General features: G+C 48.6%; 15 protein-coding genes and 1 pseudogene. 5 read left to right on the top strand and 11 right to left on the bottom strand.

Annotated elements, in window-relative coordinates:
- Positions 1-82: 82 nt before the first annotated feature.
- From ACO6UY_RS08655 to ACO6UY_RS08635, 5 genes are all read right to left on the bottom strand, one after another.
- Positions 83-571, bottom strand: a complete 489-nt coding sequence (locus ACO6UY_RS08655) for an efflux RND transporter permease subunit (RefSeq protein ID WP_422448144.1) — start codon at positions 569-571, stop codon at positions 83-85.
- The gene (locus tag ACO6UY_RS08650; RefSeq protein ID WP_422448142.1) at positions 568-1,851 is read right to left on the bottom strand and encodes an efflux RND transporter permease subunit; all 1,284 of its coding nucleotides are present in this window, start codon (positions 1,849-1,851) and stop codon (positions 568-570) included. Before ACO6UY_RS08650 ends, ACO6UY_RS08655 begins: the two co-directional genes overlap by 4 nt.
- 2 nt (positions 1,852-1,853) lie before the next feature.
- Positions 1,854-2,747 carry an efflux RND transporter periplasmic adaptor subunit gene (locus ACO6UY_RS08645; RefSeq protein ID WP_422448140.1) on the bottom strand — a complete coding sequence of 298 codons (894 nt, stop codon included), beginning with the start codon at positions 2,745-2,747 and terminating at the stop codon, positions 1,854-1,856.
- 226 nt (positions 2,748-2,973) lie between these two features.
- Positions 2,974-3,630, bottom strand: coding sequence for a hypothetical protein (locus tag ACO6UY_RS08640; protein ID WP_422459777.1), 657 nt, complete (start codon positions 3,628-3,630; stop codon positions 2,974-2,976).
- A 229-nt stretch (positions 3,631-3,859) separates the two neighbouring features.
- Complete coding sequence (locus ACO6UY_RS08635; protein ID WP_422489644.1) at positions 3,860-5,617, bottom strand: hypothetical protein; 1,758 nt, start codon at positions 5,615-5,617, stop codon at positions 3,860-3,862.
- Between the two features lie 114 nt (positions 5,618-5,731).
- Here ACO6UY_RS08635 and ACO6UY_RS08630 point away from each other — a divergent pair, with 114 nt between their 5' ends.
- On the top strand, positions 5,732-6,895 hold the full coding sequence (locus ACO6UY_RS08630; protein WP_422489643.1) for an ankyrin repeat domain-containing protein: 1,164 nt from the start codon (positions 5,732-5,734) through the stop codon (positions 6,893-6,895).
- Between the two features lie 189 nt (positions 6,896-7,084).
- On the opposite strand, the gene ACO6UY_RS08625 is transcribed toward ACO6UY_RS08630, so the two are convergent.
- The gene (locus ACO6UY_RS08625) at positions 7,085-7,711 is read right to left on the bottom strand and encodes a hypothetical protein (RefSeq protein ID WP_422448133.1); all 627 of its coding nucleotides are present in this window, start codon (positions 7,709-7,711) and stop codon (positions 7,085-7,087) included.
- Between the two features lie 451 nt (positions 7,712-8,162).
- On the opposite strand from ACO6UY_RS08625, the gene ACO6UY_RS08620 reads away from it, so the two are divergent.
- Entirely contained in the window at positions 8,163-10,319 is a 2,157-nt protein-coding gene (locus tag ACO6UY_RS08620) for a hypothetical protein (protein ID WP_422489641.1), read from the top strand.
- A gap of 32 nt (positions 10,320-10,351) precedes the next feature.
- On the opposite strand, the pseudogene ACO6UY_RS08615 reads toward ACO6UY_RS08620, so the two are convergent.
- Together ACO6UY_RS08615 and ACO6UY_RS08610 are read right to left on the bottom strand one after the other, a co-directional pair.
- Positions 10,352-10,498, bottom strand: a pseudogene (locus ACO6UY_RS08615) (IS110 family transposase); the annotation flags it as partial.
- Between the two features lie 130 nt (positions 10,499-10,628).
- A complete protein-coding gene (locus tag ACO6UY_RS08610; RefSeq protein ID WP_422489639.1) occupies positions 10,629-12,866 on the bottom strand; it encodes a Rho termination factor N-terminal domain-containing protein in 2,238 nt (745 codons plus the stop codon).
- 328 nt (positions 12,867-13,194) lie between these two features.
- Here ACO6UY_RS08610 and ACO6UY_RS08605 point away from each other — a divergent pair, with 328 nt between their 5' ends.
- Positions 13,195-13,389 carry a hypothetical protein gene (locus tag ACO6UY_RS08605; RefSeq protein WP_422467640.1) on the top strand — a complete coding sequence of 65 codons (195 nt, stop codon included), beginning with the start codon at positions 13,195-13,197 and terminating at the stop codon, positions 13,387-13,389.
- 1,028 nt (positions 13,390-14,417) lie between these two features.
- Positions 14,418-15,008 (top strand): hypothetical protein, encoded by a 591-nt coding sequence (locus tag ACO6UY_RS08600; protein WP_422489638.1) that lies wholly within the window; start codon positions 14,418-14,420, stop codon positions 15,006-15,008.
- A 325-nt stretch (positions 15,009-15,333) separates the two neighbouring features.
- Here ACO6UY_RS08600 and ACO6UY_RS08595 read toward each other — a convergent pair whose 3' ends face one another.
- The 3 genes from ACO6UY_RS08595 to ACO6UY_RS08585 all read right to left on the bottom strand — a co-directional run bounded on the left by ACO6UY_RS08595 (position 15,334) and on the right by ACO6UY_RS08585 (position 19,457).
- Entirely contained in the window at positions 15,334-15,933 is a 600-nt protein-coding gene (locus tag ACO6UY_RS08595) for an ankyrin repeat domain-containing protein (protein ID WP_422489636.1), read from the bottom strand.
- Positions 15,905-17,125 (bottom strand): ankyrin repeat domain-containing protein, encoded by a 1,221-nt coding sequence (locus ACO6UY_RS08590; RefSeq protein WP_422459759.1) that lies wholly within the window; start codon positions 17,123-17,125, stop codon positions 15,905-15,907. The genes ACO6UY_RS08595 and ACO6UY_RS08590 overlap by 29 nt, the downstream gene beginning before the upstream one ends.
- Before the next feature lie 172 nt (positions 17,126-17,297).
- Positions 17,298-19,457: an ankyrin repeat domain-containing protein gene (locus ACO6UY_RS08585; RefSeq protein ID WP_422448117.1), complete on the bottom strand. Its 2,160-nt coding sequence runs from the start codon at positions 19,455-19,457 to the stop codon at positions 17,298-17,300.
- A gap of 202 nt (positions 19,458-19,659) precedes the next feature.
- Here ACO6UY_RS08585 and ACO6UY_RS08580 point away from each other — a divergent pair, with 202 nt between their 5' ends.
- Positions 19,660-20,013 carry a hypothetical protein gene (locus ACO6UY_RS08580; RefSeq protein WP_422448115.1) on the top strand — a complete coding sequence of 118 codons (354 nt, stop codon included), beginning with the start codon at positions 19,660-19,662 and terminating at the stop codon, positions 20,011-20,013.
- Positions 20,014-20,036 lie beyond the last annotated feature (23 nt).

The raw sequence follows: 20,036 nt of genomic DNA, 5'->3' as shown, positions 1-20,036 counted from the left end.
ATCAGGCTTAACCGGTAACCGATAATTCGGTAACCGGTATTAGCCTGAGTAACTTCCCCGCCTGAGAAAATCAGTGAAAGAGTTATTGAGTCAGCAGCTTCTCCAGTTGTCTTGTCACATGGTCAGGAGAGGTGGTTCTTCTGGCCATCAATGAATACATGGCTGGCACCACAAACAGGGTTAACAGGCTGGAGACGGTAACACCGGCAAAAACCACGACCCCGATAGAGAACCGGAACGCTGAACCGGCCCCTGAGGCCAGCAGCAGAGGATTGGCACCAACCACCGTGGTAAGAGCGGTCATCAGAATAGGGCGCAGCCGCAACGCTGATGCTTCAAGTACTGCCTCGTTAAAGGTCCACCCCTGATCCCGAAGCTGGTTGATAAACTCCACAATCAAAATGCCATTCTTGGCCGATAATCCGATCAGCATGATCATCGCCAGCTGGCTGAAAATATTCAGGGTCATGGCGTATTCCGAGAACAGTTGGCCAACAGAGCCTTCCATAAATATGATGGGCACGAAGGTCATCACCAGAACCACCGTGGTTGCCACCACGGCAAAGCTCACCTCCCGGGCACCTTTCCAGGCGGCGACAGGGGCGGTTCGCCACGCTCCAGATGCTGGTGGATATTTTCCAGCACCACAATCGCATCATCCACCACCAGACCAATGGCCAGCACCAGCAGCGTCAGCAGGTTGATGGAGTAGCCCAGCAGGTGGATAACGATAAACGCACTGATCAGCGACACTGGTACCGTAACGGCCGGGATCAGGGTGGCCCGCACATTGCCAAGAAAGATATAAAGCACCAGCACCACCAGGGCAATCGTCATGGCCAGGGTGGCATACACCTCATCAATGGCGGACTGGATATAAATGGAAGAGTCCCGCGTGGTGGTCATATAGGTGCCTTCCGGCAGGAAAGGGGTGAATGCATCGATCTCATCTTTCACGTTCTGAATCACTTCCAGCGGGTTAGCCTGGGAAAGTGGCACAATGCCAAGGCTCAATACGTTCCGGCCATTGGCTTTTGCCAGTGTCTCGATCTCTTTGGCCTCGGTACGGATGGAGGCAATATCTGCAAGATAGACTCTGCGGCTGCCCTCCTGACGAATCAGCAGACGACGGAAATCGTCAATGGTGTTGTAGTCACGGTTTAACCGGACGGGCAAGGTTCTCAAACTGTCGGTTAATTCACCGGCAGGCAGCTCGACATTGTCACGACGCAGGGCGCTGCGGACATCGCTGGTGGTGATTTGCCGGGCCGCCATGGCCCGGGCATCCAGTTCAATGCGCATGACATATTCCCGGGCACCCATAAGGTCAACGGAGCTGACGCCATCGACCAGGGAAAGCCGGTCCTGCAAGGTGCGTTGCGCATAGTCAGTGAGTACAATCAAAGACATGGTGTCACTTTGCAGGCTGACATTGAGAATGGTTTCGCCACTGCCATCGTTCTTCCAGACAATGGGTGACTCGGCTTCATCCGGCAGACGCCAGATAACCCGTGACATGGCTTCCCGGACATCATTGGCTGCCGTTTCCATATCCCGGTCGGGAGAAAACTCGATATTAATCCGGGACGTCCCATTACGGCTGGTGCTTTCAATAAAGCGCACCCCTTCAATACCACCGAGCTGGTCCTCAATGACATTGGTGATCTTGCTTTCAATAACCTCGGCAGAAGCCCCGGCATAGCCGGTATACACCATCACCGTCGGTGGGGTAATATCCGGCAGCTCCCGAACCGGTAACATCTGGAAACAGATAACCCCGAAGGTAATCAGCAGCAGACTGACGACAGTGGCAAATACCGGTCGTTTGATGGATAAATCAGACAGTATCATGGTTACAGCAATCCATTGGCAGCGGCATGTGTGACCGGGTTGGCAGAGAGAACAGACGGTTCTTTCTCAAGCACAGTTACCCGGCGGACATCGGTGACTTTTACCGCACCTTCATTCACTACCCGCTCGCCTTCCACCAGTCCGGATACGACAACGATGAACTGATCAATGGTTTGCCCGGTGGTAATGGTCCTGCGTTCCACCCGGTTTTGCTCATCAATCACAAACACATAACGGCGGTTACCGTCATACAGGATGCTGCGGGAAGGCACAACTAATCGTTGTTGCTGGTTCGGGCGCTCAATAGAGGTACGCATCAGCATACCCGGGAGAAGCTGTGACTCAGGGTTATCCAGCAGGGCCCTGACCTGAAAGGACAGATTGACCGGGTCAATCCGGGGGTTAATGCTGTTGATGGTGCCGGTAAAGGTTTTTCCGGGCCAGGCATCGGTGGTAGCTGAAATACGGGACCCTTTGCTGTTGATCAAAGCTTCCATATAGTCCAGTTGCCGCTGGGCATCCTCAAAGGCAATTCGCGCCTGGGCGGTGATTGCCTCCTGCTCACGGTCATCCAGTTCAACCAGCAGCTGTCCTGATTTGACATTCACACCATCGCGCAGATGCAGGGCAACAATACGGCCATTGATTTGCGGGGCAATGTCAACGGACTGGTTGGCTTTCAGGTTTCCCAGCGCCATCAGATTCTGTTGCAATGTGGTGGCCGTCACTGGAAAGGCCGTTACCGTAGGAGCCTGGCTTTTTGCCGCTGTAGCGGAAGCGACCTGGGAAAAAGCTGCCAGGCAGGTCAGGGCAACCAGCAGGATTGCCCGGGATTTGGTGGTCGCTGCCCGAGCCAATACCAACCCCGGTTGGGTGAAGAGAGAGTTTGCTGTCATGACCCGGAGGTCTCCTGCCTGTGGGAATAAGGGACATCAGAATTTGGCGGAAGTCTGACTGAATTCATTAATGGGGGGATTATATCGCTAAAAGGTTCGATGATACCCTGACGATTACGATAACTTTTCGTAATTTTGAGTCCATTCAAAAGAAAGACCAACGTCAGTTTCGGCTGCCCTGGTTTTTGCGTCAGGAAGACTGCCCCCAGCTCTTTCAGATTCCGCATTACAAGTCAATTTCCTGTGAATTCAGGGATTTCAGAAATACTAATTTATCTCTATTAAACCATGCTGTTGATTCACAACTCCATCCGGGAAGATCAAAGTCTTGTGTACAATGTACAGCATCAAAATCAATGGCCACACGTTCCCAATCTATATAATTATCATTTTCTGAATGAGTGTATTCTTTTAATAAGTGTTCATACTTTTCGTATGAGTCAATATGAAATATATTTGCTGTATCTGAAACCTGAAATTGAGCCGCAGTTTTGCCTAAGAAAATGTGCATACCGTTATTTCTACACCACTCTATCCAGGCAGTTGTGTTTTTTTCGGTTTTGGTTTCTTCGGTTGCAGTTTCCTCGGTTGCAGTTTCTTTTTTTAGAGTACTTGTCCAAAAAGTATTTTCAGGTTTATCTCTCGGCAATCTTAGCCATAGTGGAAAATTCTTACCCAGAGGTTCGGAGTTAAACTGAATACTGGGGTCATTTTTTACTACCTTCCTGCTAGAAAGCAATCGTTGCATATCAAACTGCTGATCACGTCTTGGTATGAATACTTGTGCTGAATGATAATTATCATATATTGAGGATGGCTCTGAAAGGAAAGCCGCACTATGTAAACTGGTTAGCTCACTAGACTTCGCAGGAGATAAATTCATAGTAAGTTCCTTGTGTTTACGTTTATGAGTGTTTATTCACAATGAAAGTTCAAAAAGTCATGGATAAAATTCAAATTATGAAAAGCAGAAAAGCAGAAAAGCAGAAAAGCAGAAAAGCAGAAAAGCAGAAAAAGCAGGGTTCAGGTCTGGATTTTTGAAGGAAGAAAACCGGGGTCAAAAAAAGTGGGAAAGCAGGGGGGGGGAAGGTCCTTCATTTTTACCCTGATTTTTACTCCCTTTGGATCATTTTCTGCGCTGCTGCTATTTTTTCTTCTGTCCAGCGACCTACCTGTGTTGTCAGGCTACGCTCTTCGTCGGCAAGCTCAAGGAGTTCTCCATAGTCTTCCCATGTGTCTTCATTAACAGCATCAAGCTCATCGTAGGTTTTCCTGACGGTCTGCAGCCGATCAAGGGCCTCGCTTTTCCTGGTCACGAAATCCTCCAGTAACTGTCGTTTCTCGCTGTTATCCGGGTCTGGATGTTTGCCACTGCCGCCTGTTTTTGAGTGTTGTAATAAGAGCTGAAAGGCAAGAAGATCGCCCTTACCCATGTCGAGCCTGACTTTCTGGTCTTGCCAGGGCTCCTCAACGGCAAAATGACGGACGATTCTGGTATGTAAACTACCAAACAGTTCCAGCTTTTTAGGGTTGTCCAACGCGTTATTGTTCAATAGCAGCTTTTCACAACTATCCAGCCGTAGCAGTGCATCGTTCAGCTTCTTCTTTCTCGTCTTCTTCTTATAGCCGGGCAGCTGTTGTTGTTCGAAGAGAGCAACGGTTGCTACCACACTTTCATGCCTGTATTTCTCTTCATTGTTCAGCGGTGATGCCTGAATGATGGTTTGCAGTTTATAAAAGGCGTCTATGCTCAAGTCAGCAGCGCTGTCCCGCCACTCTTTGCTGCGGCACTGTGTCAGAAATAAATGGAGCTCGATACGGAACTTCTGGCCTGCAGCTGCTTCGGCCCTGGCAAGCGCTGCGAATTTCCTCTGGTCGGCAGGGGACTGTTTACCCATATCCCCTTTTTTCTGCCGCCATTCTGTTATTGCCGTTTTTGCCTTTTGCCATTGCGTTTTGAGATCTTCCAACTCATCAAGCGCTTCTCTGGTCGGATTTAGTTCGATATTTTTCAGCCCGATCTGTCCGGAGTTATATTTGTCTTTTCGCAATGAGTTAAGCTCTGTTGTGCCCAGCGATTCCTCTGCTGCTATTACCGATTCCATAGTCTGCGTCTGGTACCCGGAATCATTGGTACCTTCGAGGTCTGCCAGCTGGCCAGCATACTGCTCCCTGATATCCTGATACAGGGTGTCAACACCGGTTGACTCAGCGGCTTGCCATGTCTCCGTGGTCGCTGTGGGCAGGGTATTGCCAGATCTGGTAGTGACCATGGTCAGGCTTTCATCGGGCATCTGACCGCTATTGTCAACCGGCAGCTCCGGTAATGGTCTTTTGTATTGCTTAAGAGGAGGCAGTCGCTGACGATTGCTTTTCATTGGCGTCTGCTCACTATGTTGGACAAGTAGTGGCAGCGGCCTTCTGGGTTTTTCCGAGGATGGTTGGTTATGTTTACCGGGCGGTGGTGGTAGCGGCCTGCTATTATTCGACACGGTATGAGAGGTGGGGGTGTCACTATTGTCACCCGGTGGCTTTGGCAGTGGCCGTTCAGGGCGTATTTGGTGACCGGATCCCTGTTGTTTATCAGGTTGCTGTACTTTCGGACTGCTTACGGGGGTGGTGATTTCGACTTTCCTCTGCCGGAGGAGAAACCCCGGCACCTTTGAGATCACAAAAGCTTTTGCGGCCTTTGCGGCCTTTGCGATTTGTGTAGCCCATACCGATACAGACTCAGTCGGTTCATGGACCGATATCTGACGATCGTCGAATCTTGCTGTGTCGGCTTTTTTGTGCTGTTTGTCATTGTCGTCAGACTTATGGATGCCGGGCTGGACGATGTGTTGAGTGGTAGAATTGTTGATTTGTGGCATAAAGATCCAGTCCCCTTGTGCCTGATCTGCAACCTGTTACCTGTTTGCCATATCCGCTAAGGCAGTTTGCAGGGTTATCGACGATTGTCTGAGATAATCCATTTGGAAGTAGTTATGATTACACTGTTGAGAGACGTTGAAAATGTCTTGATGGGCGCAACAAAGAAACTGTCCCCGGACGATAAAAATCTGCTCAAGGCAGCCGAGGATGGTGACCTGGCATCGATGAAGACATTGTTGGAACAGGGGGCTGATATTGAGTCCAGGGGGCGGTATGGCGAAACTCCGCTGTTTCTGGCGGTAACTTCGGAAAAACCGGAAGTTCTCAACTGTCTTCTGGCTGCGGGTGCCAGCGTGAATGTCCGCAATCCTTCAGGTCAAACTCCGTTGCATAGAGCCCGTAGCGGGGAGACTGTGCACCAGCTTCTGGCTTGGGGAGCTGATATTGAGGCCAGGGATAATTGCGGAAACACGCCACTGTTCCAGGCTTGTTCTAAAGCCGATCTGGAGATGTTAAAGGTATTTCTCGATGCAGGTGCCTGCGTTAATGCCCGCTCTGATTCAGGCCGGACTCCGCTGCACAGAGCCGGTAGCGGGGAGGTTGCGAAAGAGCTTCTGGCCCGGGGAGCCGATATTGATGCCAGGGATATGAATAAAGCAACGCCACTAATTTATTCGATCTCCATAAACGATACACTGGAGGTATTCAAGGTGCTTCTGGCTGCCGGTGCCAATATTGATGCAGCTGATAAATATAAACTGACATCATTGCACTATGCGGCTAGCGAAAACTGTTTCGACTTGAATTATCTGAAGCTGCTTTTGTCCGAGGGGGCTAACCTTGAAGTCAGGCAAGACAACTGCACACAATGGACCCCGTTACATTTGGCAGCAAAAAGTGGTTCGGGCAAGAAAGTACAACTATTGGTGGCTGAGGGTGCCAACTGTAAGGCGCGAGCCTGGAATAGGTGTACACCGCTGAATTTTGCCAAGGGCAGAATTCGCAACTTGAAAGTCCTGTTGGCCGAGACTGGCAGGTTTGACAACATCAATCGGAATAATGAGCCGGATAATTTTCAACCCCAATCACTTCAGGTCTGCGCCCGGGCCTCTATCCGCTCGCGCCTGGTTGCACACAGTAAAGAAACGGGACAACCGTTGTCGAAATCGGTGCCGATGCTGCCGCTGAAGCCGCTGCTGCCGCTGCTGCCGGTGGATAAGCCACAGCTCAAAGACTATGTGTATGCGCCTTTGATGGGAAACCTTATTTTTGATTAGCAATATGGTAGGTCTGACACCATCACTGCTGTTGCAGTGCTAATAGAGTCTGGCCGAGGTTGACTCTGGAGCTGGGAGCCAGTAACGGGTCTTGAAGCTTTAATCCATTCAAAAGAAAGATCAAAGCCAGTTTCTGTTTACCTGGTTTTTTCGTCAGGAAGAATGCCCCCAGCTTTTCCAGATGCCATATTACAAGTCAATTTCTTGTGAATTCAGGGATTTCAGGAATACTAATTTATCTTTATTGAACCATGCTGTTGATTCACAATCCCAACTGGGAATACGAAAATCTTGTGTACAATGTACAGCATCAAAATTAATGGCAACACGTTCCCAGTCTACATAATTATGAACTACTGGATGAGGATATTCTTTTAATAAGCATTTATATTTTTCATTTGAGTCAATATGGAATATATTTGCTGTTTCTAAAACCTGAAATTGAGCTGCAGTTTTTCCTAACAAAGAATTCGAAGGGTTTACTCTACACCATTCTATCCAGGCAGTTGTATTTTTTTCGGTTGTGGTTTCTTTTGTTAGAGTAGACGTCCAAAAAGCATTTTCAGGTTTATCTGAAAATACTGTGATCCCTGATAAAAAATTCTTGCCAAAAAGTTTAATGCTCAACTCAGCTGTGGGATCATTTTTTATTACTTTCCTGCTAGAAAGCAATCTTTGCAAATCAAATGGCTGATCACCCTTTGGTATAAATATTTGTGATGAATGATAATTGTCACTTGTTGAGGATTGCTCTGAAATGAAAGCAGCAGTATTTGATGTGGTTAAATCACTGGGCTTAACAGTAGATAAATTCATAGTAAGTTCCTCGTGTTTTTTCTTATGAGTATTTTTTTACAATGAAAGTTCACAAACTCATGAAGAAAATTCAAATCATTATTGCTCATGCCATAAGCCTGACTACACTTGCCGTTTGTTGAGCATTTTTGCTCCGGGGCTTTTTGTCTTGCCCAGTCTCTTTTTAAGTAGCTGGCCATATGGAATCGAATATTTCTGGCTACTTGGGCTGGTACTATGCGAGGCACAACGGAGGGAGCATAGCCGTAGCTATGTGACCGGAGTTGTAACGAAGCAGAGTGCCAGCACAAGGAGTCAGAAATATATGATTTCATATGGTTAGCTACTTATCTGTTGGACAGAAGCTAAACCACAAGATAATAAATATCATTTTTATGAGGTAGTCGTTTTGATAGAGCCATCGGTCGAGTCTAGGGTAGGCACCGCAGGTGACCGGCAACCTGTAACAACAATGTCTTTAGAACCACAGGGACGTTGGGGCAGTCTGGCTGTATTCAGGGAGTCAGGGGTAGAACCGCTTTTGCCGGACAATACTCCGGATAAAATCCTGATAAACGACAACGATGAAGACAACAGCCCATCGCTGCACCGTCGCCAACCGGCCAGCATGGCTCGCACTGGTCAGCCGCTGGATGCCGCAGTGGTGCCGCGAGGGCTGTCCGGTCTTGCCACTGCTGGCATGGCAGTAACCGGCAACCGTAACAATGACCCGTGGATTGCGGTGGCTGATGCCGAAACCCTGGGCAAGATTGGCCATGATCCGGACTACCCGCTCAACGGCAATTACCAGCAAACTGTTGCGTATATTGACGGTGGCCAGTTGCGCCAGTCCATTGGTAATGACACTCATCCCTTTACCGGCATTCTCCGAGGCAACGAAGAAAAACGGACCATTGGCAACCTCAGAAATTGCCTGGTGAAAACGCTGGCCGGTGAGGGGCGTGTAGATAGCCTGCGCTTTACCGGTGCCAATATAACCTCCACAGGCGCCACCGGGGTGGTGGCCTGTAAAATTTCAGACCAGGCCACAGTCAGCAATATTTGTGTTGATAATGCCCGGGTAGTGGCCTTGGGTAAAAAGGCCATTGGGGGGATTATCGGCGGGGATGTCAGTGGCACGGTTGTCAACACCATGGCAGTGAACAGCAATGTACAAGCACACAGCTCCAGATCCAGATCCAGATTCAGGTCCAGTGCCAAGGCAGGTATTGGCGCAGGTCGGCTTACAGGAGGCATGGTTGTCAACACCACAGCGGTGAACTGCACCGTGGCAGCCTCGGCAGGAGGGGGCGCAGGCATTGGCGCTGGACACCTTGATGGTCATGGCATAATTGCCAACACCACAGCAGTGAACTGTAAAGTAGTTACACCTGATTATGGCAAGGCTGGCATTGGTGTGGGATACCTTCGGGTTGGTACGCTTGCCAACACTACGGCATTGAACTGCAAAGTGGCGACTCGCAGTGGCGGGTCAGGCATTGGTGCAGGGTGGCTTGATCATCATATCTGCAGGGTCAGCAACACCACGGCGGTGAATTGTCAGGTGGAAAACGCGGGTGCAGATTTATCCGGATTTTCTGGCATTGGCTCGGCTGGCATTGGCGCGGGCATGGCTAATGTCTTCGACACGGTGGCTGACACCACAGCAGTGAACTGCCAGGTAGTAACCTCTGGAGAGAATGGTGACTCAGGTATCGGCGTGGGCAGAGCTTCTGTTGCTGGTGCGGTTGTCGACACCACCGCAGTGAACTCTACTGTTGTAGCCTCCGGTCAAGGTGGCAGGGCAGGCATCGGTGCCGGGCGGGTGCTCCTTGACCTGGCCACTGTTGCCAACACCACAGCCGTGAACTGTCATGTGGAATCCACAGGTTCTGGTGGAGGCGCAGGCGTCGGGGCGGGCCTGATCAGACATAGCACGGTATCTGAAACGATTGCCAACACCACCGCGCTGAATTGCACTGTGTTAGCCTCGGGCAAGGAGGCAACGGCAGGTATCGGGGTGGGGGATATTGATTCCGGTGGCACTGTGGTCAGCACCACGGCGATTAACTGCCAGGTCGATAGCCTGGGTGAATATTCAACAGCTGCTGTCAGGGGTGGGCCTGAACCCGATATCTGTAATGTTCATGTTCATGGTCGCGAGCAGAACAATACAGACAACGATTGTCGTTCCGAGCAGGATAAGTTATGTGCAGGCCTTAACCATCGACTGCTGACAACGGATTGCCAGTTTAATGATGATTTTGTGGGATTGATCAGAAGTAATACCCGCCGGTTATGCCCTGTTACCCCAACAATAATACCATCTGCCTCCAGTAACAGAAGCCCGTCGACGTCGGGCCTGAGTAACGGGGTCATAGTCGGTATTGCCTTTGGCGGAGTGCTCTTTGTGCTGGTCGGAATTGGTTTCTGTCTCTACCGCTATTATTGCCACAGAGCATCGTCCAGGACTGCGGGCAAACATTACGAGCCTTTGATGGCCAGAGGCAGGAGAGACGTCAGCCTTACCATGGATGGATTCAATAATTCACAGCGAAGCCGCAGAGGACCGGGTAATATTCCTGCACACACTGATAATGAACGGATGCCGTTAATTCTGCGGACATAGGTTCGAACTTTCATTGTCTGTGCAGTAAGGAACTGTTTGCGGATAAAGGCTATATCCTTTGGAATAATGACCCCGTATTCCATCAGCAAGCCTCTGACCTGATTACCCAACGCAGTCCTTCTGGCCACTGCCTGGCTACGAATTCTATGCAGGCTCTGAATATCTTGCTGCTCAATCGACTACATGGATGCAGGAGCCGGAGCAACGCAGGAGCAGTTGCCGCGTAGTGCAGTCTATTCTCGGACAGCCTCCTTGAGATTATTACCGCCCTTGTGTTTTTGCGCCTGCTTTCTGGAAGGGTTAAGCGAGTTAGACACGGTCAAAAACCATACTCTTTCTGATAATTTGGCCAACTTCCGCAGTAATTACATTTACCTTTGGCGTAAAAGCCAACTGCAGTTTTTCTTTTTTACGGGCCTCCCTGGCGGGGTTCAACCAATTAGCCAAAGAACGCATCTGCGCATCATAATGATTATCAAAATTCCGATAAACATACGCCAGAGAGCTTAAATAAGCGGCCACATTGAGGCCTGCGGATGAGCCAGGCATGATGTCAGGGTGAACCTTGAGTTTATCCAGGGCTGCTTCAAAGCTGCCATAGATATCAACAGGTATAAAACTTTTCACCTCAGGGTAATCACGGTTCAGATACTGGCGCAGACCTTTCAATAGCAGCTCAGCGGCTTTTTTTTCATCGCCAATAAGATGAAAGCCCCAACCCGCAGAATGAAGAATCCATATATCATTTGGAAAAAACTGACAGGCTTCCAGGGAAAGACGCTCGACAGCATCCCGGTATTTATGAGGAACGTGATAATAATCCAAAAACAGCTCATTCAACTCTCTCCAGTAATCCCGCTCATTGTTTTCGCTTGCGGGCTCTGAAGAACCGGTTTTCACTGTCCGTGAATGCACAGCATGAGCAGTGTCTTTTTTGAGTTTTACTGTTGGGCAAGGTGGATGGCAGGATTGAGCAGATTCTGTTTTTTCTCTACGTCGAGAGCCCGTTGTACGAGCGTCTGTCCCCCGTTTAAGTCTGTTTTTTCTATTACCTTGCTGCGGTTTACTGCGGCTGACTTTAGCTTGTGGTTTAATATCAACGCTGACATCCACCTCATCTTGCCCTGGAGATTGATCAACGTTCTTCAGATCATCCATCCTGATCATGAGCATCATCGTAGCAACAGCCTTGTGCTCATAGAACTCTTCTCTCCATTTAATACCTTTATCTCTGTAATAATCCGCGGCATTTATACAGGCATTATATACCGCCTCGTTATCACCCATTTTTTCCAGGCAACGAATCAATTCTTCAAATACCGGAACTTGATTTTCTCCACTGACCAGGGACTGATAAATAGAGCTGGCTGTATCAACAGCACCGTATATTTCTTCACATCTGGCCTGCATATAGTTTTTCAATACACCTGCTGAAGGCTGCATAAAGGAAAAGTATTCGTAACATTCAATTAATCGTCGTGCATCGTGCTCAGATTTTTCTAATACACAAACTGTTGCAGTATGCAACAACTGCAACAGCCCATAACGCTCAAAATCATCAGAAACACTAATGACTGACTTATGTTGAAATATCTGACAACTCTCTTTTACGTAGGAAATCACCAGTTCCGTGTTAACCTCTTTTCCGATCAGCAAATTGAAATGTAACGTCTGAATCTTGATTACATCAAGCTTACCCCCATAGGTTTTCATCTGCAGAAATTCGTTTTCCCTTTCACTTAAGTGTGGCAATTGACCAAAACATTTCAAAGCTACTTTTACCGGTAGCTCCGGGCTAAAGTAGGGTGCACAATAATGACTGCCATCAACATTAATGCAGCTGCAGATAATATTTAACGTAAAATACGATTCCCAAATTGAATACCATTGTGGGAAAGATGATATCTTCCCCATATCGTCCTTGCTAAGTACAATCCTGAAAATCAGCTCGACAATTTCTCCAATCTCATGCTTGGCGGCAACAGTTATTGGTAATTTCATAGATTGAGCCTTGTTGAGTAGCGCAGCCGTGATGGACGTAGCCCTGCATACGTTCATGGCTTTAAAATGTTCTCCATACACTTTTTGCATAATACATAACATGCAATTTATAAAATGATCAGGGCTGTAAAAATCAGACAATATCTCAAGAAGACTAGCAATGTCTTGTTGTCTTATTTCTTCTTTAGAATCTAATGTAAGAGAAAAGATCTTGTTTGTAATAAGCTCCAGCTGTCTTAACTTAAAAAGATTTTCAACTTTTAAGTCATTCTTTATTTGCCTAAGTTGAGAAACGGTCATTTTTTTTCTGGAAACAGAACCAATTTTTTCATCATTAAACGTCGGACCTTTTTCCAAAACACGAATAGCTTTTACAAGAAGGAGATATTCCTGAGATCTGGCATCAAAAAAAACAGAGCTAAAGCCTGGAGAGCCAAGGTGATTAGTAGTAACTTCAGGCTCTACAGTACGCGTTGAAAGACTATCAGAAGCAGAATGAGCTGGAACTCCTTTTCTTTGTAAAGGAGTGTCAAGCGTTTCAGACATACTATCCCCGGTAACTGAGGATGCATATTCAGAATGAAATAAATTACACTTCGAGGAGATCATAATTATTCACCAAATCAATAGGAGCCTGTCAAAAAAATAGGAGCCTGTCAAAAAAATAGTCTCGTCAGTAAAATCCGTGCTCACAGAATATAATATGTCGACGAATCTGATGTATAACATCAAAACTGATTTATTATTTGTGGAATCTTGACAAGTAGTAGAGGAGCAGGATTAACCTGCGCAGGAAATAGGACACCTAAGCAGGAACAGGACAGGAAATAGGCCCCCCATTTTTGGCCTGCATGCCTCGCCGGAAACTGTGTTTGTGGCTTTCCCGGATAGTCCGGAAGGCAAACTGGGGGTAGCGCGTTTCAAAGCGGAGTGTTGCCTGAGGGGCCTGCCGTTGAAAGGCCGATGGATCACACCGGATGAGGTGGTTACAGCTTTCCCGGATAGCTCGAAAGGCAAACTTGGGATAGCGCACTTCAAAGTGGCATGCTGCTTGAGGCACCTGCGTTGAATAGCGAGACGATCTCACCAGATTCGGTGGGCAGGGATAACGAACGTGGTGGTTGGTTGCTCAAAAGAGCGTGTTATTATAAAGGGCAAGAGTGCTTTGCGATGTAAGTTTCTTTTTGATAACCACATGACCTTTGGCATCAACACCATGTAGCTGGAAACTCTTTTTACTCAGATCAATTCCGAGGAAAGCTACCTGACCTTTTTGATTAGTTCCTGATTTGTTTTGCGTGCCCGTGGTTCGCTCCGTTTCTTATTCTGAATGGTGTTCCGCAAAACTCATTCTATCTTCTATCTTGGCTCATTTGAAGCCGTTTTGGGAACGGGGCGGACCATTCCATTAGGTCTTGAATCTTGAATCCATTCAAAAGAAAGGCCTAAGCCAGTTTCGGCTTCCCTGGTTTTGCGTCAATAAGAAAGACCTGCCCCCCCGGCTTTCTGACCCCCAGCTTTCCTTGGTTGACATAAATAAATAGTGAATGAGTGGCGAAAGGTAGGAACTTTTATAAGAAAGCATGGTCTTAAGCTTTAATTAGATAATTCATTAATTCAATGGATAGACCAGCTTCTTCTCAATTAAGTCCAGCCTCTAAAGGCCTTTCTAATATTCAGGGCGTGCCTTTAGCTGAATCTGGTGCAACAGGTCAGGCTTTTTCCCGAATGGTTACTGAAGTTGGACAACCTGTAACTAAGCATGACATGACTGACCAAACTACAAGTTCAGATAATCAAGGATATTTAAATCCTAAAAAAAAATGGTTGAAAGATTTCGCTGTACAAAATCAAACTAGCTATAAAGATTCTCCTGCAATTCCAGTAGCTATACCACTGGAAAATTATCAGGTTGCAGAATATGACCCTGAAAATAATACTTTTTCGATATACTCCTTAACAAAGGGTGTTCAATCAACCTCGCAAAACTCGACAGATGTTGATACTAAACTTAATCCACCTATTCAAATTCCTGATCAAGATGGCATTGGTAATTTCTCTAAATCCACAGCGTCGATTGCGATTATTACCCCACGATTGAAAAGTGAACATCTTCAACAATATATATCTCCTGCGATTCAAGCCGAAGAAGCTATTGATGAAAATTCTTCACATATTGAATGCCAAAGGGAGCTTCGCAAAGATCCCGTTTACGCCGAGCGCCAAAGGGAGCGCCAAAGGGAGCGCCAAAGGGAGCTTCGCAAAGATCCCGCTTACGCCGAGCGCGAAAGGGAGCGCCAAAGGGAGCGCAAAAGGGAGCTTCGCAAAGACCCCGCTTACGCTGAGCGCGAAAGGGAGCGCAGAAGGGAGCGCTACCAGACAGATTCCGCTTACGCCGAGCGCCAAAGGGAGCGCCAAAGGGAGCTTCGCAAAGATCCCGCTTACGCCGAGCGCCTAAGGGAGTACCATAGGGAGCGCCAAAAGGAGCTTCGCAAAGATCCCGCTTACGCCGAGCGCCAAAGGGAGCGCCAAAGGGCGCTTCGCAGAGATCCCGCTTACGCCGAGCGCGAAAGGGAACGCCAAAGGGAGCGTCGCAAAGATCCCGCTTACGCCAAGCGTCAAAGGGAGCGCAAAAAGCAGTATCGTCAGTCAGTCAATTCAGCTAAAACTCAGGTGATTTACCACTGACGGGAAAAGGTCAGGTCAACCTGGTTGTTATTGAACTTGCCAATGAATTCGGCATTTCTTATGAGTATGCAAGTGCAGTTCTGACTGAGACTGATTTCTTGAAGTTGTGTCTTGAGGCAATACCTGAAGCTTTTCTTGAATTGCTTTCAAGTCGTTCATTTTTGTTGTTAGTGGGTTCAATAATTGCGTTGTATGGTTTGCCAATCCTGAGAGATTATTTTCAGCAACAATTTTATCCAGGTGATTCTGTGGCTAATGAAGAAACTGAAGTGTTAATTTCTATTCAATAACATGAGTTTTTGTCTCATCAGCACCATCTTACATTTCACTCATTCATTGACTCATCGCCCTCAGGGCTTCCTGCAGGGTTGGCATTAAGCTGTTGTTGCAGGAACTGAACCACCTTATGATGGCCCTTTTGCCTGGCGATGGAAAGTACGTCCGCATTGTTGACCGGGTTGGAGTAGTGAATGTTGGCACCTTGTTGACACAGGTACATGACGGTATCCAGATGACCATACTCTGATGCAGTCCAGAGTGCGCTGCCAAGGCTCTGGTATTCCACATTAACGTCAGCCCCCTGCTCAACAAGGTACTTCACTACATCAATATTGACTTTGCTGCCTCTGTCAAGCAGGTATGCCACGGTATCCATACTGCCAGCGCTGGCCGCCCAATAGAGTGGCGAACCCGACCCGGCATCTTGAAGTCTTGCGCCCTTGCTGTCCAGAAATTTGACCAGTTCCAAGTGCCCCCGGCCGCAGGCCTGACACATTGGGGTTTCCTGGCCCATGCAGTGGGCGTGAATGTCTGCGCCCTTGTCCAGTAGCCACTCTACTGCTTCTATGGAGCCACTGCGGGCTGCAGAAGAGATCGGGGAATAATAACCTTCCTCATCAATGTTGATGGCCAGCCCTGCTGGCAATGTAATCCATCATCACCTTTTTACCACCCTCAGCAGCGCGGCGGAATAGGGTGGTGCCAAGGTCAGGAGCATCAATTCTCAGCTTATAACGCTCAAGCAAGTACTCCACCAGTTTGCAACTGCCAGAATAGGCCGCAGCCTCGATGGGGTGGTGTCCTTTCCGGGTGATGGCGTTGATGTCCGGGCCGCCGGCATTGATGTCCGCTCCCTGGTCAAGCAGATATTTGACCGTTTGCAGGTTGCCGCTGCGGCAGGCAGCCCAGATCAGGGTTTTGGCACCGGTTTCGCCATGGCTATTGTTTGCACCTCGCTCAAGCAGTAACCTGACCAGCTCAAAATGGCCGCAGATTGCCGCAGCATAAACCGGGGTATGTTGCCCGGTACTCTGGTTATCAATGTCCTCGCCCCGATTGAGCAGATACTCTACGATTCTGGAAAACCCCATTTTGGCGGCATGGTGAATCGGGGCATCCCTGCCCGGGCAAGCGATTTGCAGATAGGCACCGTTCATTTCCAGAAACGCCACCAGATCCTGGTGGCCACCATTAATGGCCCAGTACAGTGGCGAATTGACGCCTGTGGTGCTGCCAGCCTGTATGTCGGCATGATGTGCCAACAGAAACTTGATTATCTCCCGACGCCCGGCAGCGGTTGCTACTGACAAAGGTGCATGGAGAGGGTTACTGGCCTCAAGGTGTGACCCCGAAGACAGCAGAAACTTTACCACTTCAAGATTGCCAGCCAATGCGGCCAGCCAGATTGGGGTGTACCACGATCCTTTCTCAACAGCCATGGGCAGTAGGGCGGCAACAGAGGGGTCTAACCCGATAATGTTGACTGATTGCTGATCCAATGTCGCAATCTGGCTGGAGAGGTTGCAATTAACATCGGCACCCTGTTGAAGCAATGCTGAAATGGCGTTAATTTCTCCATGCAAAATTCCAGACATCAATTGCCATTGCCAGTCTTCCGGCAGGGGCGTAGGGGTATACTGCCCTGATGGCGCGATGGTTCGGTCTATCAGGGCGGTAGCGGCGACAGGGCTGTTGTGGGCAGGGGCAGCCTCTTTTGGCAAGGCAGGAAGAACCGGGGCCGATGACTTATCGGTGGCATCAAGGCCAGAAGGCTTTTTGTCGGTGGATATGCCGGTGAATGCACTCTGGCCATCAGGACTGGAAACTGCACCATACATTTTTTTGATCCTAATTCAGTTTTTATAAACCTACTTGACATTTATCTGCCCTTTTTTATCCCTCCCCGGACAATTATTTTTATATGGAACTACTAATGTATCAAAAAAGTGACTGATTCCTTGGCAGTAAAGATAGGGAAACTTTTTGGCTTCATTAGCCCAAACTTTCATTTCACTCATTTTTTGACTCATCAAGGATAAGCGCTTCCGGGCTTCCGGCAGGAACTGCTGCTGCAATCTGTTGTTGCAGGAATTGAACCACCTCCTGATGGTTCCCTTGCCTGGCAATGGAAAGTACGTCCGCATTTTCAGCCGGGTTGGAGTAGTGAATGTTGGCACCCTGTTGACACAGGTACATGACGGTATCCAGACGACCAGACTCTGATGCAGTCCAGAGTGCGCTGCCAAGACTCTGGCATTCCACATTAACGTCAGCCCCCTGCTCAACAAGATACTTCACCACATCAATAGTGCCTCTTTGTGCCGCTAACCAGAGAAGGTCGGAGATGTCAGGCCTGGGGTTAGCACTGAAATGGGTCTTGAATGCGCCGAGCAGGTACTTTATTGCGTTCAGTTGGCCTCGACAGGTCGCTTCAGTGAGTGCCATAGAGATGTGTGACGGCTTGATATGCTGCAGTATCGCCTTATTTTCAAACAGGTACTCCAATACGGGGCAATGACCTCCGTTTGCGGCGACATTGAGCAAAAGGTCTGCTTCAATTATTGCGGATTTATGTACCAGATATTTGACCAGCCGAAGGTGCCCTTGCGCTGCGGCCTCGACGACAGGCGTAGTGCGCCCGCTATCGTTGGCATTAACATTGACGCCCCTGTCAAGCAGGTATGCCACGATATCCATACTGCCAGCGCTGGCCGCCCAATAGAGTGGCGAACCCCACCCAGTACCTTGAAGTCTTGCGCCCTTGCTGTCCAGGGATTTGGCCAGTTCAAAGTGCCCCCAGGCGCAGGCCTGGCATATTGGGGATTGATGGCCTCGGCAGTGGGCGTGAATGTCTGCGCCCTTGTCCAGTAGCCACGCCACCGCTGCGATGGAGCCGCTGCGGGCTGCGGAAGAGATCGGGGAATAGTAACCCTTCTCATCAATGTTGATGGTTGTCCTGCTGGCAATATAATCCATCATCACCACCTTGCCTCCCTCAGCAGCGTGGCGGAATAGGGCGGTGCCAAGGCCGGGAGCATCAATTCTCAGCTTATAACGCTCAAGCAGGTACTCCACCAGTTGCCAACTGCCAGAATAGGCAGCAGCCTCAATAGGGGAGGTTTTTTTCCAGGGGCAGGTATTACTGTTGATGGCGTCGAAGTCCCCGCAACCGGCGTTGATGTCCGCCCCCTGGTCAAGCAGATATTTGACCGTTTGCAGGCTACCGCTGTAACAGGCTGCCCAGATCAGGGTATTTTCACCGGTTTCACCATGGCTATTGTTTGCGCCTCGCTCAAGCAGTAACCTGACCAGCTCAAAATGGCCGTTGAATGCCGCGGCATAAACCGGGGTATGCTTCCCGGTACTCTGGTTATCAATGTCCTCGCCCCGATTGAGCAGATACTCCACGACTCTGGAGGATCCTACTTTGGCGGCATGGTGAATCGGGGCACCCCTGCCCGGGCAACCGATTTGCAAACGGGCACCGTTCTGTTCCAGCAACGCCACCAGATCCTGATGGCCACCTTTAATGGCCCAGTACAGTGGCGAATTGACACCTGTGGTGCTGCCAGCCTGTATTTCGGCATGATGCTCCAGCAGAATCTGGACTATCTCCCGATGCCCGGCAGCGGCAGCTCCTGTCAGTGGTGCATGGAGAGGGTTACTGCACTCAAGATGTGCCCCCGAAGACAGCAGAAGCTTTACCAATTCAGGATTGCCAATTGTTGCGGCCAGCCGGAGTGGGGTGTATTGCGATTCTTGCTTAAAAACCCTGGCCAGTTGGGCGGCAATTGAGGGGGCTACCCCGCTAATGTTGACAGGTTGCTGATCCAATGTCGCAAGCTGGCTGGAGAGGTCGCAATTCACATCGACACTCTGTTGAAGCAATGCTGAAATGGCATCAATTTCTCCGTTCAAAATTCCAGACACCAATTGCCATTGCCAGTTTTCCGGCAGGGGCTGTAGGCTATGATGCCCTGATGGTGCGATGGTTCTTTCTATCAAGGCAGTGGCGGAGGCAGGGCTGTGGGCAGGGGACGTCTCTTTTGGCAAGACAGGAAGAACAGGAGCTGACGACTTATCGGTGGCATCATGGCCAGAAGGCTTGTTGTCGGAGGATGTGCCGATGAATGCACCCTGACCATCAGGACTGGAAACTGCACCATACATTTTTTGATCCCAATTCAGTTTTAACAGTACCGTTGGACATTTATTTCCCCTTTTTTATCCCCCCCCGGACAATTATTTTTATATGGAACTAATGTATTAAAAAAGTGACTGATAACTGATAAATAAAGAATGAGTTGTGAAAGAGAGGAACTTTTACAAGAAGGCGTAGTCTTAAGCTGTAATTCAACAATTCAATAATTCGATGTATCAAGCCAATCAATTACCTTCATATGATGCTTCTTTTTTTTATCTTTGGTCCAGCGCATTAGGTTTAGTAGATCAAGAACTGCAATTTGGTGCCACCGAACAGCAGCCTGTTTATCAAGGCATACCAGTTCGAGTGCTGAACCCTGTTTCTATTTACAATAGCGGACTAGATACATATCAGAATGAATCTGATTATTCTAATTCATTAATTAAATATAATATCGAATCTCTAACAGACTTCGATGCAGAAAACACTTCTGGAGCAGGTATTCAAGAGATACTGCATATTCTGGCTAATCGTGAACGCTCATTCTGGCAAAGCGTGAACACGAATTCTGGCCAGGCGTGAACATGGATTCTGGCTGATCGTGA

Origin of the sequence: Endozoicomonas sp. ALE010 (genome assembly GCF_049310165.1) — a bacterium.
GTDB lineage: Bacteria > Pseudomonadota > Gammaproteobacteria > Pseudomonadales > Endozoicomonadaceae > Endozoicomonas.
The sequence above is the reverse complement of the archived record's forward strand: the minus strand, read 5'-3'. Positions and strand labels throughout refer to the sequence as shown.

Excerpts from the sequence above, each read along its gene's own strand:
- ACO6UY_RS08650 (WP_422448142.1), bottom strand. The coding sequence starts at position 1,851 with ATGATACTGTCTGATTTATCCATCAAACGACCGGTATTTGCCACTGTC.
- ACO6UY_RS08630 (WP_422489643.1), top strand. The coding sequence starts at position 5,732 with ATGATTACACTGTTGAGAGACGTTGAAAATGTCTTGATGGGCGCAACA.
- ACO6UY_RS08585 (WP_422448117.1), bottom strand. The coding sequence starts at position 19,457 with ATGTATGGTGCAGTTTCCAGTCCTGATGGTCAGGGTGCATTCATCGGC.
- ACO6UY_RS08610 (WP_422489639.1), bottom strand. The coding sequence starts at position 12,866 with ATGTCTGAAACGCTTGACACTCCTTTACAAAGAAAAGGAGTTCCAGCT.
- ACO6UY_RS08620 (WP_422489641.1), top strand. The coding sequence starts at position 8,163 with ATGTCTTTAGAACCACAGGGACGTTGGGGCAGTCTGGCTGTATTCAGG.
- ACO6UY_RS08640 (WP_422459777.1), bottom strand. The coding sequence starts at position 3,630 with ATGAATTTATCTCCTGCGAAGTCTAGTGAGCTAACCAGTTTACATAGT.
- ACO6UY_RS08625 (WP_422448133.1), bottom strand. The coding sequence starts at position 7,711 with ATGAATTTATCTACTGTTAAGCCCAGTGATTTAACCACATCAAATACT.
- ACO6UY_RS08645 (WP_422448140.1), bottom strand. The coding sequence starts at position 2,747 with ATGACAGCAAACTCTCTCTTCACCCAACCGGGGTTGGTATTGGCTCGG.
- ACO6UY_RS08635 (WP_422489644.1), bottom strand. The coding sequence starts at position 5,617 with ATGCCACAAATCAACAATTCTACCACTCAACACATCGTCCAGCCCGGC.
- ACO6UY_RS08590 (WP_422459759.1), bottom strand. The coding sequence starts at position 17,125 with ATGTATGGTGCAGTTTCCAGTCCTGATGGCCAGAGTGCATTCACCGGC.
- ACO6UY_RS08580 (WP_422448115.1), top strand. The coding sequence starts at position 19,660 with ATGTATCAAGCCAATCAATTACCTTCATATGATGCTTCTTTTTTTTAT.